Raw genomic sequence first — 13,842 nt, 5'->3', positions numbered from 1 at the left:
TGGGGCGCCCCAGCGGCCCGGGGGCGCCCCCCGTGCTCGGGGGGTGGGGGGGGGGGGCCCCGGGGTGGGGGGGGGGGGGGGGGGGGGGGGGGGGGGGGGGGCACAGGTGGAGCTGTCCCACCCGGCACTTTTGAGAGCGATCGGCTCTCAGTAGCCGCGTACGTCGGGCCAGTGGCGCTGCACGCCGTCTCGGTCGAGCAGCCGGGCGAACTCGTCGAACCGCTTGTCCTCGGCCTGGACCTGGTGGGGTTCGACGCCTTCGGACACGCAGTGCGCGGCCAGGGCACCGGCGACCTCGCCGATGTTCCACTCCACGGGGTGGAGGCGGTAGCAGCCGTTGGTGATGTGGGTGGTGCCGATGTTCTTGCCCGCCGGGAGGAGATTGCGGACGCGGCGGGGCACGAGGGCGCCGAGCGGTATCTCGAACGGCACGGAGCCGATGTCGATGTAGTTGTCGCCGCCGGTGGAGGGGTGCAGGTCGATCCGGTAGTTGCCGACGCCCACGGAGTCCCGGTAGGCGGTCCGCCCGTAGGGGCCGACGACGTCGATCGCGACGTCCTGCTCGGTGACGGTGGTGACGGCCTTGATCCGCCGCGACTCCCGCACGTAAGGGGCCTTGGCCAGGCCGTCCGCCGTGCCCGTGATGTCGGGGCGCAGCCGCAGACCGGGGAAGCCGGTGCCGCCGTCCTCGCGGGGCGCCTCGGTCTGGAGCCAGTACAGGACCGAGAGGGACAACTGCCGCGCCTCCGCGAGCGCCTGCGCGGAGGTCTCCCCGCCGCCTCCGATCAGCGGCTTCAACCAGTAGTCGTTGAGAGGCCAGTTGACCAGGGTGATATCGGAGTCGAAGGCTCCCGGCCGGTGCAGCTTGCGGGCGAGGATGCGGCGGAAGCCCCACAGTTCCTTGTCGCCCGCGTCGGCGCTCTGGTCCGCGTTGACGGCGAGCGGGTCGATCTCCGGGTTCGGCACGAACGTACGGGGAACGGCTTCGAGCGAACGCGGGTCGGGAGCGAGGAAGCCGAGGAGCGGGCCCGGCCAGAAGTCGGGCTGGTAGGAGCGCCAGAAGTCGTAGTCGACGGGGCGCTCGATGACGTGGTTCTCACCCTCGTGGTGGGAGAGGGCGAAGCAGACGGTGATGCCCTGCTGGTTGAGGGGCTGCGCCTCCTCGGGTGCGTGCGGCTCGCCGAACTCGGCGCGTGACTCGGCGCCGATGGCGTGCTCGACTCCGCCGAGTTCGAGGAGTTCGCCGGTCTCGGTGGCGTCGATGACGTACCGGGCGTGGAGCGTGGTGCGCTCGCCGTCGCGCAGGTTCTCCAGGGTCACGGAGGTGATGACATCGTTGTCCGACTCGGCTGCGACGGCCCAGTGCTCGGTGAGAAGAGTCAGTCGCCCCGACGCGAGATGAGGCGCGAGCATGCCTTCCATCACTGCGAGGGCGACACGGGGTTCGTGGCAGAGCTTGCTGACGCGGCCGGCGCCCGGATTGAGGTTGGCCAGGGACGACGCCTCCGACCGGAGCGGATACCACTGGCGGTAGTAGTCCCTGATGGACTCGCGCAGCTTGCGGTACGAGGCGGTCGTGCCGAACTGCTCCACCCAGGGGTGCTCGTCCGGCGGAACGGCCTGGGAGGTGAGCTGGCCACCGATCCAGTCGGTCTCCTCGGTGAGGACGACGGTCCGGCCGGCCCGGCAGGCGGCGAGCGCTGCGGCGACGCCGCCCAGGCCGCCGCCGACGATGAGGATGTCCGGTTCAGGGATCACGGTTCTCCTTGTGCGGTGCTGTACGTGGTCGTGCTGCGGGGGCACACGGTCAGGTGGGGCGCGGCTGCTCACGGCCGCCGTCATGCGATCTCCGCAATCGTCTTGGGCGGCGGCCCTGTGGTGGCGCCGGGCCGGAAGGTGCAGGCCACCAGCGGGTCGGGGGCGTCCTCGCCGGCGACGAGGGTGGCGAGCAGGCGCACGGCGGTCGCGCCCAACTGCGCACGGGGGATGTCGAATCCGGTGGGATGCGGCTCGTCCGCGAGATCGGGGGGCGGGCTGCCGAGCAGGGCGAGGGAGATGTCGCCGGGGCAGTGCAGACCGGCGTCGCGGGCGGCCGTGCTCAGCGCTCGCCAGGCCGCGCCGCTGTCGGTCTCCTCGGCCACCACGGCGGTGACGCCCTGCGCCACCCACTGCCGCAGTTCTTCCGCCCCGAGCGCCTGTTCCGGATCGGCACGGCGGAAGACGGCACCGGGTCCGCAAGGCAGGCCCGCGCTCTCCAGCCCCTCCAGGAAGCCCCGTTCACGGTCGGTGGAGGCGGGCGCGTCGTCGTCCTCGCGTACGAGGACGACGCGACGGTGCCCGAGAGCGGCGAGCCGGTGGACGACTTCGCGGCTGGCGCTGACGTAGTCGGCACCGACCCAGGCAAGGCCCTCCGGTTCGTCCCTGCGCCCCAGGTGGACCACGGGAAACCCGTCGTCCACGAGCCTGCGCAGTTCGTCCACCGGGGCGTGGCGGCCGAGGAAGAGACACCCGTCGGCGAGTCGCGCCCTGTGGAGCGCGTGCGGCGCACCGGCCCCCGCGCCGCCGCGACTCGACCCGGTGAAGAGCACCAGGTCATATCCCTGGGCGGCGGCTTCCTGCTCCACGCCCACCAGGAACGGGTAGTACGAGTGCTGTACGTCCGTGGGGAAGGTGGCCGTGAAGCTGAACACTCCGAGCAGTCCGTTGCGCGCCGCCGCGAGCCGCCTGGCGGCCGGGTCCGGTACGTAGCCCAGGCTGCCGGCGGCGTCGAGCACTTTCTGCCGGGTCTCGTCGGAGATGGCGATGCCCTGCTTCTTACCGGCGAGCACCAGCGAGACCGTGGCCTGCGACACTCCCGCGAGCCGGGCGACCTCGGCCTGACGCGGACGCCCGGTGCGCCCTGCCGAGGCGGGCGCCCGGCCTCGTGCGGCCCGCTTCCTGGGTTCGTCCACCACTGCCCCTTCGCATCGTTAATGCGTATTAGCTATGCGCATTAACGAGTACTGTGCGTGGCACGGAACGACCGGTCAAGAGGGTGAACGAAGTTTCTTTCCCTGCTTCTCCACCACCGAAGAGCCGCGGACGAAGGGCGGGCCGCGACACCCTCAGGCACCCCCTCTGGCGCGAGGACCTGCGGAAATACCGAAGCGCTCCGGCGCGACAGTCCCGTAGGGTGCGGCGACATGAACGAGGTTCCGCGCCATACCGTCCGTCCTATACGCGCCGATGAGTGGCCCGAGGTGAAAGAACTACGGCTCCTGGCACTGCGGGATCCGGCGGCTCCGATCGCCTTCCTCGACACGTACGAACAGGCCGCCGCGCAGCCGGACTCCTTCTGGGAGGAGCGGGCCAAGGGGTCGGCCGGCGGGACGCGGGTGCGCCAGTTCGTGGCGGAGGGCCCGGACGGGGCGTGGAGCGGCACAGTGACCGTACTCGTCGAGGACGCGGGCGGCGACGACGTGTTCGGCGTGAGCGTTCAGCAGCGCCAGGCACATGTCGTCGGTGTCTTCGTCCGCCCCGAGCACCGCGGATGCGGTGTGACCGACGCGCTCTTCGAGGCGGCTGTCGGGTGGGCACGGGCGGTGCCGGACGTGGCGCGGGTGCGCCTGTACGTCCACGAGGACAACGCACGGGCCGAGAGCTTCTACCGGCGGTACGGATTCGTACGCTCCGGGGTGACCGCCCCCATGAAGGGCGACCCCTCCAAGGTGGAGCGAGAGATGATCCTCGACGGGCCCGAGGTTCCGCCGGGCGGTGCCCATGGCTCCTCGGCCGAGGGCTAGTCCCTGGAGGCCGGAGCTCGCACAGAGAGTCGGCGATGCCACCGGTCGATCACACCGACGGACACCGCCCCTCCTCTGCCACACCGCCCCCGCCGCCCCTCCCAGCCGCAACGGTACGAGGCCTGCGGGCTCTAGGCCTGCGGGCTCTAGCTGACCCGCTGCTCGTACCCCACGAGCCGTACGCACACCGCGAGGCCCTCGATGGCCTGCTCCAGTTCGGCGAGGCTCGGGTAGCTGGGTGCGATGCGGATGGTGGCGTCGCGCGGGTCGTTGCCGTGCGGGTGGGTCGCACCGGCCGGGGTCAGTACGATGCCCGCCTCGGCTGCACGGCGTACGACCTCCTTGGCGCAGCCGTCGGTCACTTCGAGAGTGACGAAGTAGCCGCCCTTGGGGTCGGTCCACCGGGCGAGGCCGGTGCCGCCGAGTTCCGCCTCCAGGATGCGGGCCACCGCCTCGAACTTCGGCTGGAGCAGGGCGCGCTGGCGCTCCATGTGGGCCCGCACCCCGTCGGCGTCCCGCAGGAACATCACGTGCCGCAGCTGGTTGATCTTGTCCGGGCCGATCGACCGCTTGGCGTTGTTGGCGAGCAGCCACTTGAGGTTCGCGGGCGATGAGCCGAAGAAGGCGACGCCCGCACCGGCCGCGGTGATCTTCGAGGTGGAGCCGAAGACGAAGACACGGTCCTCGTTCCCCGCGTCCGCGCAGGCGGTGAGCAGGTCGGCTATCTCGGCGGGTTCGTCGGTGAGGTGGTGGGCGGCGTACGCGTTGTCCCAGAAGATCCGGAAGTCGGGCGCGGCGGCCCGCATCGAGGCAAGGCGGGCGACAGTCTCATCGCTGTAGGAGACGCCGTCGGGGTTGCTGTACTTCGGGACGCACCAGATGCCCTTGATCTTCGGGTTCTCGGCGACGAGCCGCTCCACGGCGTCCATGTCCGGACCGTCGGCGGTCATCGGGACCGGGATCATGTCGATCCCGAACCGCTCGCAGAGCCCGAAATGCCGGTCGTATCCCGGAACCGGGCACAGGAAGGCGATCGGCTCCTGGTCCACCCAGCGCGACTCGCCACCCGGCACCACACTCAGCAGCGCGTGCACCAGACAGTCGTGCATCAGCTCAAGGCTGGAGTTGCCGAGCGCGAGGAGCTGCCCGGCCGGTACCTGGAGCACGTCCGCGAAGATCTCCCGGAGCTCCGCCAGACCCTGCAGACCGCCGTAATTGCGTACGTCCGTGCCGTCGGCGGAGGTGTGCCGCCCGCCCGGCAGACTCAGCAGCTCCGCGGAGAGGTCGAGCTGCTCAGGCGCCGGCTTGCCACGCGTCAGGTCGAGCGAGAGCCCGCGCCCTGCGAGGTCCTGGTAGTCCTGGCGGGCCTGCTCAAGGAGCCCGGTCAGGGAGTCGGGGCTCAGCTCGGTGGTCATGATGTGTCCTTACGTTGTCGGCGCTGCCGGGGCCTGTCAGCTGCCTCGGCCGGCGACGGGGGCATCGGCACTGCCCGCCGAGGATACAAAGCGATGACCTGCCCATTGCCGGGCAGGTGGCGCTCGTCACTTTCCGAGGAGCGACGCCGCCCACAAGATCCCGTGCCCGGACGCCTCCGCCGGACCGACACCGGCCCGCACTCCCGGGTGGCCGGGAGACGAGCTCTGCCGCCTTGGTCATCGGCCCTCCGGCATCGTCCGTGAGCGCACCGCTGCCCTACCATCAGTGGGACATGGCCACACGGGAGAGACGACCCCAGGGCGGTACGGTGCGCACCGCCCTGCTCGCCATGGCCTTCCTCTTCCTCGTCCCCCTGCTCGGCCTCGACGGACTCTCGGACACCGCCGTCGCTTCGGACACCAAGGCCGCGTCCCTTTCCCCGCACGCCGACAGCCGTGACAGCGGCCGTGACCGAGCGCGCGACGGCGGCCGCGGCTGCCACGAGGGCCAGAACACGACCCCGCGCGGGGCGTTGCCCGCTCCCGAACGGACCGGCTCGCCCGCCTTCGACACCGCATCAACGTCGTACGGGCCGCGGGACGACTCACCCGCACCGCCGGCGGTCTCTCCGCCGGACGCGACGTCCGTCGACCTCTACAGAACCCAGGTCATCAGAACGTAGACGGGATCTCTCCACCCGCACCCCGCCGACAGGACCGGTCGGCATCACCGCGTCACCCTCATCGACCAACAGGAGAGATCCGCATGTCCCTTTTCACCTCCACCGGCATGTCCACCACCACTCGGGGCGGCCCCGGCTCCCCGCTCGCCCCATCGCACTCCGGCACTGACATCGGGCTCCTGCTGTTGCGCTGCGCGGTCGGACTGACCATGGCCGTCCACGGCAGCCAGAAGCTCTTCGGCTGGTTCAACGGCGCCGGTCTCGACGGCACCGCCGGGTTCTTCGCGAGCGACGGCTACTCCGCCCCCAAGACCATGGCCACGATCGCCGGTCTGACCGAGACGTTCTGCGGTCTGGGCCTCGCCATCGGCCTGCTCACCCCGCTCGCCGGGGCGGGCATCCTCGGGATCATGCTCAACTCCATCGCCATGAAGTGGGGCAACGGCTTCTTCAACCCCTCCGGCATCGAGTACGACCTGGTTCTGCTCGTAGCCGCCGTGAGCCTGGCGCTGGCGGGCCCCGGCAGGTTCGCCGTCGACCACCTCCTGCCCGTCCCGCGCGCGCACCGGCTCTCCCACGGTGTCGCCGCCCTGGCACTCGGCGCCGTCTCGGCCGCCATCGTCCTGGTGGCCCTGCACAACTGACCCCCTGGGCAGTCGGCCGAGCCGGGACAGTAGCGTGCAGCCATGCAGCAGTACAGTCCCGCCCGTGATGTGGCCCCCGCTCCGGCGCGCAAGGCCACCTCTGCGGTCATCGACGCGCTCATCGCCCTGGTGTGCGCTCTCGCGGCCGGCGCCGCGGCCGGTGTGCAGGTGAGCGACGGAGTGGTCGAACTCCGAGTGCGGTCCGCCACCGTGTGGGGCACCGCACTCGGAGTGGCCGTCGGAGTCTCCTTCGTCAATCATGTCCTGCTCACCTTGGCGGCCAGGGCCAGCCTCGGAAAAGTGATCACGGGTCTGCGCGTGGTCCGGGCCGCCGACGGCCGACGGCCCGGTCCACTGCGGCTCGTCGGCCGCTGGCTGTTCGGCTTCTACTGGATGGTCCTCTTCGTTCCTCTCCATCTGGCGACGGACAGCGACGTGGAGCAACAGGACGCGGTGGGGCTGCGCCTGGCGCGCCGGACGGTCCGTTCCTGATCAGCCGTTCGTGATCAGCCCGCTCCCGATCAGCCCGCTCCTGACACGGGCGGCTCTCGACCATCTGCCACCCTGCCGCCGCTCAGTCCGTCTGCGGCGCCGCCAGGAGGTCACGTACCTCCTCCGCGGTGGTCTCCTTCAGTTCCTCCGCGACGAACACCCAGCGGGTGATGCCGACCGACTCCAAGAAGGTCAGATCGTGGCTGGCGATCAGGAGCGCACCCTCGTACGACTCGAGTGCGCCGGTCAGTTGGCGCACGCTCGCCAGGTCGAGGTTGTTGGTCGGCTCGTCCAGCATCAAGAGCTGAGGGGCCGGAGCGGCGAGCATCATCGCCGCGAGCGCGGCGCGGAAGCGCTCGCCTCCCGAGAGGGTGCCCGCCGGTTGTCCGGCGCGTGCCCCCTTGAACAGAAAGCGCGCGAGCTGGGAGCGGATGTGGTTGTCGGTGAGCCCGGGGGCCAGGCGGGAGACGTTCGCCGCGACGCTGAGACCGTCGTCGAGCACATCGAGGCGCTGCGGCAGGAACCGCAGCGGCACGAACGTCCTGACCTCGCCCGACAGCGGGGCCAGCTCCTCGGTGAGGGTGCGCAGCAGCGTCGTCTTGCCCGCGCCGTTGCGCCCGACGAGGGCGATCCGCTCGGGCCCCTGCACATGCAGGTTTCCCTCCTTCAACCTGCCGAACTGGGGGCATAGTTCGGTCAGAGTCAGCACAGTGCGGCCCGCGGGCACAGCGGTGTGCGGGAGGCTGACGCGGATCTCGGCGTCGTTGCGGATCGCGTCCGCGGCTTCCTCACGCCGCTCGCGCGCCTCGCTGAGCCGTTCCTCGTGCAGACCGCGGAGCTTGTCCCCCGACTCCTGCGCGGATCGCTTCTTCTCGCCCGCGACGATGCGCGGTGCGCGCCGCTGGGCGTCCATCTTCTTGCTGTGCCGCTGGCGGCGGGCCACCTTGACCTGGGTTTCCTCCAGTTCGCGCTTCTGTCGGCGTACGTCGGCCTCGGCGGCCCGCAGCATCCGCCCTGCCGCTTCCTGCTCGGTGGCAAGGGCCTCCTCGTAGGCGGACCAGCCGCCGCCGTACCAACTCACCGACCCGGCGCGCAGTTCGGCGATGCGGTCGACGCGCTCGAGCAGTTCGAGGTCGTGGCTGACCACGACCAGGACACCGGAGCGCCAGGAGTCGACGGCCTCGTGGAGCCGACGCCGCGCGAACAGGTCGAGGTTGTTGGTCGGCTCGTCGAGCAGAAGGACGTCCGGGCGCTCAAGGAGCAGCGCGGCCAGCCGCAGCAGAACAGTCTCCCCGCCGGACATCTGCCCCACGGTGCGGTCGAGTTCGACGCTGCCGAGTCCGAGCGACCCCAGCACGGCCAGGGCCCTCTCCTCGACGTCCCAGTCGTCGCCGATCGTCTCGAAGTGCTGTTCGCGTACGTCGCCGGACTCGATGGCGCGCAGCGCGTCACGCCGCTCGGCGACACCGAGTGCCTGGTCGACGCGCAAGGTCGTGTCGAGGGTGATGTTCTGCGGCAGGTAGGCGAGGCTGCCGCCGACGTTCACCGAGCCCCGGGACGGGTGCAGCTGCCCGGCAAGCAGACGCAGCAAAGTGGACTTGCCCGTGCCATTGGCGCCGACCAGGCCGGTGCGGCCCCGGCCGATGCTGACGGAGAGGCCATCGAAGACGCTCGTGCCGTCCGGCCACTGGAACGACAGGGCGGAGCAGGTCAGAGAGGCGCTGGGCGTGGTGGGTACAGACATGGGGAATCTCGCAGTCGCAGGCGCGGCGGGCAGGGGGCGTCGTATGCGAGCACCACGCGGCGACCGACCGAGAAAGACAGAGGTGCGGCGGTCCGGGAGATCGGGGGACGGCTCATGCACCGAGGTCGCATCCACGCGGGGTCACGGGCGGCACGGCAAGGCCGGCTGCGGCGTGACGGGCGTACGGCAAAAGGCCGTACGGCGCGATGATCGCGAACCTCAGATGCGCAACGTCCACCTCTATCGGAGACAACAGGACAGTTCGAAACGATAACGACCGCGAGGGTGAAAGGCAAAGCTTTTTAAGGTCACCGCGTCCTCTCGGGTCACCCCGTCTCGCAGCTCACCGCGTCTCTCAGGTCACCCCGATTTGCAGCTCACCGCGTCTCTCAGGTCACCCCGTCCCGCAGCTCACGGACGCGCCTGGATCAGCGCGTGGGTGCCGCTGGTCCGCCATCCCTGGCCGTGCTCGGCGACGAGTGTCGCCTCGGTCCGCGCGTCGAGTCCGACGATCACGTCGGACTTCAGCGTCCGCAGTGCGGCCACCGGGCCGGGGAAATACGCGGTGCGTTCCTCGAACGGTGTGGTGGCGGGCCACAGCTGGTCGCCGACCAGACGCCGGTAGTTCAGGTCACCCTTCATCACGGTCACGTCGGCCTCCGCGAACTCCTGGCGCAGGTCGTCGGGCATCCGCGCGTACGGCAGCGGGGCGCAGGAGAAGGTGTGACTGCGGACGGCGAGACGGCCGGTGCCCATGGCGGACCACAGGCGCTCCCCCACCTCTGCCGCGGCGCCCCGCGCGCCGTTCAGGTGGCGCAGGCAGTCGATCACGTCGGCGGTCATGGCGTCCGAGACGTAGTACGGGTACGGCTTGACGTGCAGCAGGACCCGCTCGGCGCGCTGGTGCCGCAAGAGGTGGTCGATGAGGATGAGGTCGGGCAGGAGCTCTCGTCCGGCGTTGTCCGCGACCAGGCACAGCGTGGCAGCCCCGCCCTCGGGCAGCAGGGACCACAGCAGCGCGGAGTCGTCCGCGACGAGGCGCGAGTCGGCGACCCCGGCCGAGCCGCCGCCCACGGCGAATCCCAGGTCCGCGCGGTTGCCCCACAGCGAGCCGAGCAGCAGCGCCTGACGCTGCTCGTCGACGGGCCGCACGGCGAGACCATCGAGCGCGGCCAACTCCTCGTCGGCCTCCCCGGTGTGGAGCTCCGCCTGCTTGAACGGGCGGAACGGATCGATCCCCTGCCAGGGACCGGCCTCGAAGTACCCGACGGCTGAGAGGAGTTGGCGGTAGAAGTAGCTCTCGGCCCAGAGGAACGGCGCGTCGAACCAAGTCAGGCCGAAGTACTCGCGCCCCCAGGCCTCCCACAGGTGGCGGTCGTGCGCCTCGGGGCCCAGTGGTTCGATCACCCCCTCCGTGGCCTGCGTCAGCAGGGCGTCGAGGGCGCGATGCTGGCGCGGCCCGTAGGGGAAGGCGTCCCGCACCTTTTTGATCAGCGCCGGATGCCGCTCGGCGAGCACGCTCCGGGGGAAGGAACCGGGCGCGTTGCTCAGGATGACGGGGGCGTCGACTGCTTCTGGCATGCCCCAAGGGTCTCACCGACTGACCTGTGGCGGATGGCCGGACACGTGGAGACGAGCCCACGCGTGGAGGCAGCCGGAGCGAGGGGACAGCCGGACGTGTGGGGGCGGGGCGAGCTACGCCCCGCCCCCATCCTCTTCGCCCCCCGGCCTGACACGTACGTGCATGCGCTCGCCCTGTGCCCCGTACAGGGCGAGGAATTCGACGGGGATGTCACCGGCGTTGGCGAAACCGTGCGGGGTGCGGGTGTCGAACTCGGCGGCTTCGCCCGCGGTGAGGACGAGGTCGTGGTCGCCAAGGGCAACGAGCAGGCGGCCGGAGAGGACGTAGAGCCACTCGTAGCCCTCGTGCATGCCCTGCTCGGGGCGCGTGGTCTGCCGGGTGCCGTTCTTGGCGACCGGCATGACTTGCTTGTAGGCGTGCATTCCGCCGAGGTACCGGGTCAGGGGGACCCAGGTGTTGCCGTGGCGCTTGAAGGGGCGCGGGTGGATGCGCGGGTCGCCCGTCTGGGGAGCGCCGACCAGTTCGTCGAGCGGTACGCCGTACGCCCTGGCCAGTGGCAGCAGGAGCTTCAAGGTCGGCTCGCGCTGTCCGGCCTCGAGGCGCGAGAGCGTGCTCAGGGAGATCCCCGTCTCCTCGCTCAGCCGGGCCAGGGTGGCTCCCCGTGCCTTCCGCAGTACCCGCAGTCGCGGACCGACGGAGGTCAGTACATCCGTGAGATCGGCGTCGTCGCTCATCCCTCTATTTGCCGTCGCGGCAAATAACTTTGTCAAGCCGCCATGGCCGGGCGCAGGGTTGCCAGAGAGCAGAAGGAGCCCGCATGAGCGACCAGAACACTGGTGCCGGTACCGGTACCGACAACACCCGCACCGCCTCCGAATCGGCCGAGACATTCTGGGACGAGCGCTACAGCCAAAGCGGCCGTCTGTGGAGCGGGGAACCCAATGCCGCACTCGTCCGCGAGACCGAAGGGCTGACGCCGGGCAGCGCCCTGGACCTGGGCTGCGGAGAGGGGGGAGACGCGATCTGGCTCGCGCGGCAGGGCTGGCGCGTCACCGCCACCGACATCTCCCGCGTCGCCCTCGGCCGTGCCGCCGAGCACGCGGCCGAGGCGCAGGTCGCCGACCGCGTCGACTGGCGGCACCACGATCTCGGTACGTCGCTCCCCGCCGGCAGCTACGACCTGGTCTCCGCCCAGTTCCTGCACTCCCTCCACGAGATGCCGCGCGAGGAGATCCTGCGGAACGCCGCAGCGGCCGTCGCGCGGGGCGGCACCCTCCTGATCGTGGGCCACATGGGCTTCCCCGCCTGGGATACCGAACCGCACCCCGGGGTGGACTTCCCGAGCCCTCAGAAGGTCCTGGCCGCTCTCGACCTGCCGGCCGGACAGTGGGACGTACTCGTCTGCGACACCCACGAACACTCCCTGGCGGCGCCCGACGGAGGGCCCTCCACCCGGACCAACTACACCGTCAGACTGCGGCGCCGCACCTGAAAGGGCAGGGCGTGAACACCGCTATTGGGGCAGCCGCACGGCCAGCGTCACCATGGCCCCGCAAGGACCCGCGGCGATGGTGAGTTCGTCGGTGAGCAGGCCTGCGAGCCACAGCCCACGCCCGCCCGTGTCGTCGTCGAGGCCGGGAGCGGCCTCAGGGACGACATCGGCGCTGAAGCCGGGGCCCGCGTCGTGGATGTGGCAGGCCAGACGGCCGTTGCCGCGCTGCAGGATCAGCGTGCCGCCACCGCCCGCGTGCTCGACCGCGTTGACCGCCACGGCGTCCAGGGCCACGATGAATTCGCTGCGCCGTGGTTCGTTCAGCCCTTGGTGGCCTGCGAACTGTTCGACGAGCATCCGAAGCCGGGGCAGGTCGTCCTGGTTGAAGGGTGATTCCAGCAGGGTGACGGGAGGGACCTCGCGGGACCCGGAGTCTGTCGTCATCAGCGGGCCACCTCGTTGATCACCAGGTGGGGCACTTGATCCGCGCCCGCTCTGTGAAGTATGCGCACCGATGTCGGTGGGCAGTCGACTTGGACCGGGCCGTGCGCATGCTCCAGAACCAGCCGCAGCAGGTCCACCGCACACGCGACACCGAGGAAGACGAGGCCGGACAGATCCACCGTGAGGAGCTGGGACTGCTCGCCGCGTCGAAGCCCCTCGCGCACACCGCTGATGAACTGCTCCCTGGTGGCAAGGTCCGCCTCGCCGACCAACCGGACGATGCCGTACGACTGTTCCACGTGCAGAGCACCCAGGCGGGGCAGCAGCCTGCAGGGATGCGCCTCGTGCATGGCCGTCAGGACGCCAGGGTCGAACCAACGGCTGTCGTAGGCACAGATCTCGGTGTAGGGGCGGTCGGTGAACAGATGCTGGGCGTGGGATTCGCGGTGCATCATCACGTCGACATCGGCGCCCAAGTCCCCCACCCAGTGCATGTCGATGTAGGTGCGCAGCCCGCTGTAGCCCTCGGCCAGGGCTCTGTCGGTCTCCTCCGTGATGCGCTCCCACTGGCGGCCGGGGGTGAACGCGTCCTGGGGCCGGATGAGGGCGCGCATGCTGCTGAGCACCAACTGCCCGTGTTCGCGAGCGGCTCCCAGCAGGGCTCCCGGGGCGTCAAGCCGGTTCCACACCTCTTCCGCCTCCATGTGCGGAGCGGCGAAGACCATCACCTTCTCGCGCTTCACGAGCCCGGCCCACGCGAACGCGGACACCACGTCGCGGCCCGCGTCGTCGTCGGCGTAACTGACGAAAGCATGGTCGCCCGCCCGGAGGTGCTGAACCGGGATCGTACCGACCGACGCCGAGCCGGAATCCGCCATCTCTCACCTCCGAGGCCGAAAGGCCTGACGGGAACAAGTGCGGGGCACACGCTAGCGGCCCGTACCCCACGGCGGCGCGGCCCCGCAGATAGTGACGGTTAGCCGATATCGCGGCGCCCTTTGGCGATCGAGAATGCGTGAAGATGATCTGTTCCGTACTGAATCTGTACGCAAAACCCGACGGCCTTGATCTACCCGCTCGTTAATGTGTTGTCCTGCCAGGGGCTGGTCGGCGACGCTGGCAGCATGAGCGGAGCGATCTCTTACGCATGGCGCGACCCCATCAGCGACGAGGAGTTGGTCGACCTTGCCCGGTCGCACGGCGGCGATGCCGTCGCCGGTTGGTGGAACCGGGTCAAGGAGCACAGCCTGGGCTGGGTGGGGGCCCGTGACGGCGAGGGCGTCCTTGTCGGATTCGTGAACGTGGCGTGGGACGGCGGAGACCACGCCTTCCTGATCGACACGAAGACCCGGGGTTCGCACCAGCGTCGCGGTATCGCGACGTCGGTCGTCCGTCTGGCGGCGGAACAGGCGCGCGCGGCGGGCTGCGAATGGCTGCACGTCGACTTCGAGCCCGGGCTGCGAGGGTTCTATTTCGGCGCCTGTGGCTTCCGGCCGACGGAAGCGGGGTTGATCCACCTGCCTCTCGAGAGACAGGGGCCCTGAAGGCATCGCCTCCAGGGCCC

14 protein-coding genes are annotated in these 13,842 nt (G+C 70.4%); 6 read left to right on the top strand and 8 right to left on the bottom strand.

Annotation, left to right across the window (positions count from 1 at the left end):
* Positions 1–147: 147 nt before the first annotated feature.
* Together ACFVXC_RS20105 and ACFVXC_RS20100 are read right to left on the bottom strand one after the other, a co-directional pair.
* Positions 148–1,758, bottom strand: a complete 1,611-nt coding sequence (locus ACFVXC_RS20105) for an FAD-dependent oxidoreductase (protein WP_389906847.1) — start codon at positions 1,756–1,758, stop codon at positions 148–150.
* A gap of 80 nt (positions 1,759–1,838) precedes the next feature.
* Entirely contained in the window at positions 1,839–2,951 is a 1,113-nt protein-coding gene (locus ACFVXC_RS20100) for a LacI family DNA-binding transcriptional regulator (protein ID WP_389906845.1), read from the bottom strand.
* A gap of 231 nt (positions 2,952–3,182) precedes the next feature.
* On the opposite strand from ACFVXC_RS20100, the gene ACFVXC_RS20095 reads away from it, so the two are divergent.
* Positions 3,183–3,782: a GNAT family N-acetyltransferase gene (locus ACFVXC_RS20095; RefSeq protein ID WP_389906843.1), complete on the top strand. Its 600-nt coding sequence runs from the start codon at positions 3,183–3,185 to the stop codon at positions 3,780–3,782.
* Between the two features lie 146 nt (positions 3,783–3,928).
* On the opposite strand, the gene ACFVXC_RS20090 is transcribed toward ACFVXC_RS20095, so the two are convergent.
* Complete coding sequence (locus tag ACFVXC_RS20090) at positions 3,929–5,197, bottom strand: aminotransferase class I/II-fold pyridoxal phosphate-dependent enzyme (protein ID WP_389906841.1); 1,269 nt, start codon at positions 5,195–5,197, stop codon at positions 3,929–3,931.
* Positions 5,198–5,490: 293 nt separating this feature from the next.
* Here ACFVXC_RS20090 and ACFVXC_RS20085 point away from each other — a divergent pair, with 293 nt between their 5' ends.
* The 3 genes from ACFVXC_RS20085 to ACFVXC_RS20075 all read left to right on the top strand — a co-directional run bounded on the left by ACFVXC_RS20085 (position 5,491) and on the right by ACFVXC_RS20075 (position 7,016).
* Positions 5,491–5,880, top strand: a complete 390-nt coding sequence (locus ACFVXC_RS20085; protein WP_389906839.1) for a hypothetical protein — start codon at positions 5,491–5,493, stop codon at positions 5,878–5,880.
* A gap of 83 nt (positions 5,881–5,963) precedes the next feature.
* Positions 5,964–6,524, top strand: a complete 561-nt coding sequence (locus ACFVXC_RS20080) for a DoxX family protein (protein ID WP_389906837.1) — start codon at positions 5,964–5,966, stop codon at positions 6,522–6,524.
* Positions 6,525–6,566: 42 nt separating this feature from the next.
* Positions 6,567–7,016 carry an RDD family protein gene (locus ACFVXC_RS20075; RefSeq protein ID WP_389906835.1) on the top strand — a complete coding sequence of 150 codons (450 nt, stop codon included), beginning with the start codon at positions 6,567–6,569 and terminating at the stop codon, positions 7,014–7,016.
* Between the two features lie 82 nt (positions 7,017–7,098).
* Here the strand turns inward: ACFVXC_RS20075 and ACFVXC_RS20070 are convergent, their stop codons facing one another.
* The 3 genes from ACFVXC_RS20070 to ACFVXC_RS20060 all read right to left on the bottom strand — a co-directional run bounded on the left by ACFVXC_RS20070 (position 7,099) and on the right by ACFVXC_RS20060 (position 11,076).
* Positions 7,099–8,760, bottom strand: a complete 1,662-nt coding sequence (locus ACFVXC_RS20070) for an ABC-F family ATP-binding cassette domain-containing protein (protein ID WP_389906833.1) — start codon at positions 8,758–8,760, stop codon at positions 7,099–7,101.
* A 411-nt stretch (positions 8,761–9,171) separates the two neighbouring features.
* Positions 9,172–10,341 carry a damage-control phosphatase ARMT1 family protein gene (locus tag ACFVXC_RS20065; RefSeq protein WP_389906831.1) on the bottom strand — a complete coding sequence of 390 codons (1,170 nt, stop codon included), beginning with the start codon at positions 10,339–10,341 and terminating at the stop codon, positions 9,172–9,174.
* A gap of 114 nt (positions 10,342–10,455) precedes the next feature.
* Positions 10,456–11,076 (bottom strand): helix-turn-helix domain-containing protein, encoded by a 621-nt coding sequence (locus ACFVXC_RS20060; RefSeq protein ID WP_389906829.1) that lies wholly within the window; start codon positions 11,074–11,076, stop codon positions 10,456–10,458.
* An 83-nt stretch (positions 11,077–11,159) separates the two neighbouring features.
* Here ACFVXC_RS20060 and ACFVXC_RS20055 point away from each other — a divergent pair, with 83 nt between their 5' ends.
* Positions 11,160–11,834: a class I SAM-dependent methyltransferase gene (locus ACFVXC_RS20055; RefSeq protein WP_389906827.1), complete on the top strand. Its 675-nt coding sequence runs from the start codon at positions 11,160–11,162 to the stop codon at positions 11,832–11,834.
* A 21-nt stretch (positions 11,835–11,855) separates the two neighbouring features.
* On the opposite strand, the gene ACFVXC_RS20050 is transcribed toward ACFVXC_RS20055, so the two are convergent.
* Together ACFVXC_RS20050 and ACFVXC_RS20045 are read right to left on the bottom strand one after the other, a co-directional pair.
* Positions 11,856–12,278, bottom strand: a complete 423-nt coding sequence (locus ACFVXC_RS20050) for an ATP-binding protein (RefSeq protein WP_389906825.1) — start codon at positions 12,276–12,278, stop codon at positions 11,856–11,858.
* On the bottom strand, positions 12,278–13,156 hold the full coding sequence (locus ACFVXC_RS20045) for an MEDS domain-containing protein (RefSeq protein ID WP_389906823.1): 879 nt from the start codon (positions 13,154–13,156) through the stop codon (positions 12,278–12,280). Before ACFVXC_RS20045 ends, ACFVXC_RS20050 begins: the two co-directional genes overlap by 1 nt.
* A gap of 246 nt (positions 13,157–13,402) precedes the next feature.
* Here ACFVXC_RS20045 and ACFVXC_RS20040 point away from each other — a divergent pair, with 246 nt between their 5' ends.
* The gene (locus ACFVXC_RS20040; RefSeq protein WP_389906821.1) at positions 13,403–13,822 is read left to right on the top strand and encodes a GNAT family N-acetyltransferase; all 420 of its coding nucleotides are present in this window, start codon (positions 13,403–13,405) and stop codon (positions 13,820–13,822) included.
* The last annotated feature ends 20 nt before the right edge of the window (positions 13,823–13,842 follow it).

The organism is Streptomyces sp. NPDC058257, assembly GCF_042881845.1.
GTDB lineage: Bacteria > Actinomycetota > Actinomycetes > Streptomycetales > Streptomycetaceae > Streptomyces.
The sequence above is the reverse complement of the archived record's forward strand: the minus strand, read 5'-3'. Positions and strand labels throughout refer to the sequence as shown.